At 65.0% G+C, this 1,572-nt stretch carries 1 protein-coding gene; it reads right to left on the minus strand.

The window, feature by feature from the left end; all coding sequences use genetic code 11:
- Window positions 1-66: 66 nt before the first annotated feature.
- The coding region (gene infB, locus ACNPM4_RS10730; protein ID WP_448985672.1) for a translation initiation factor IF-2 at window positions 67-1,572 on the minus strand (1,506 nt) is incomplete at its 5' end.

A 1,572-nucleotide genomic window follows, 5' to 3' on the forward strand; every position in this document is an offset into this window, starting at 1 on the left:
GGCGTCCTCCTCTCCGCGCTCCGGAGGAGCGGGAGCGAAGGACGCCCGAAGGTGTTTCGAAATTGATCAGCCGCGAGGCTTCTCGATGAGCTCGGTCGTCTCGATCTCGTCGCCGATCTGGATGTCGTTGTACTTTCCGAGACCGATACCGGCCTCGTAGTCGGTACGGACCTCGGTGACGTCATCCTTGAAGCGACGCAGCGACTCGATGGCGAGACCATCGGCCAGCACGACGCCGTCGCGGATGACACGAGCCTTGGCGTTTCGCGTGATCGTTCCCGATCGCACGATGACACCGGCGATGTTGCCGAACTTCGAGGAGCGGAACACCTCGCGGATCTCGGCGACACCCGACTGGACCTCTTCGTACTCCGGCTTGAGCATGCCCTTGAGCGAGCTCTCGATCTCGTCGATCGCGTTGTAGATGACGGAGTAGAAACGGATGTCCACGCCTTCACGGGCGGCGCGCTCGCGCGCCTTCGTGTCGGGGCGGACATTGAAGCCCACGATGATCGCGTTGTCGATCGTCGCCAGGTTCACGTCGGACTCGGTGATCGCACCGACGCCGCGGTGGATGATGCGCAGCTGCACCGAGTCGTCGACCTCGATCTTGAGGAGCGACTCCTCCAGCGCCTCGACGGCACCGGAGACGTCACCCTTGATGATGAGGTTGAGCGACTCGACCTTGCCGTCTTCGAGAGCACGGGTGAAGTCTTCGAGCGAGATGCGCTTGCGGGCCTTGGCCAGCTGGGCGTTGCGCTCGACTGCTTCACGCTTCTCAGCGATCTGGCGGGCCATGCGGTCTTCCTCGGTGACGATGAAGACGTCACCGGCACGCGGCACGGAGTTCAGACCCTGCACCTGCACCGGACGCGACGGGTAGGCCTCGAGGACCTGCTCGCCGTTCTCGTCGGCCATGGCACGCACGCGACCGTAGGCCGTTCCGGCGACGATGGCGTCACCGATCCGGAGCGTTCCGGACTGGATCAGCACGGTGGCGACAGAACCGCGACCCTTGTCGAGCTTCGCCTCGATCGCGACACCGCGGGCACCCTTGTTCGGGTTGGCGGTCAGATCGAGACCTGCGTCGGCCGTGAGCAGCACGGCGTCCAGGAGCTCCTGGATACCCGTGTTGGCGCGAGCGGAGACGTCGACGAACATGACGTCGCCACCGAACTCCTCGGCGACCAGGCCGTACTCGGTGAGCTGCTGACGCACCTTCGACGGGTTCGCGTCGGGCTTGTCCACCTTGTTCACCGCGACCACGATCGGCACGTTCGCCGCCTGCGCGTGGTTCAGCGCCTCGACCGTCTGCGGCATGATGCCGTCGTCGGCTGCGACCACGAGGATCGCGAGGTCGGTGACCTGCGCACCACGGGCACGCATGGCAGTGAACGCCTCGTGACCCGGGGTGTCGATGAACGTGATGGCCCGCTCGATGCCCTCGTGCTCGGTCCAGACCTGGTACGCACCGATGTGCTGGGTGATGCCACCGGCTTCACCCTCGATGACGTTCGTCTGACGGATCGCGTCGAGCAGTCGCGTCTTACCGTGGTCGACGTGACCCATGAC

The organism is Microbacterium umsixpiens (genome assembly GCF_053543675.1).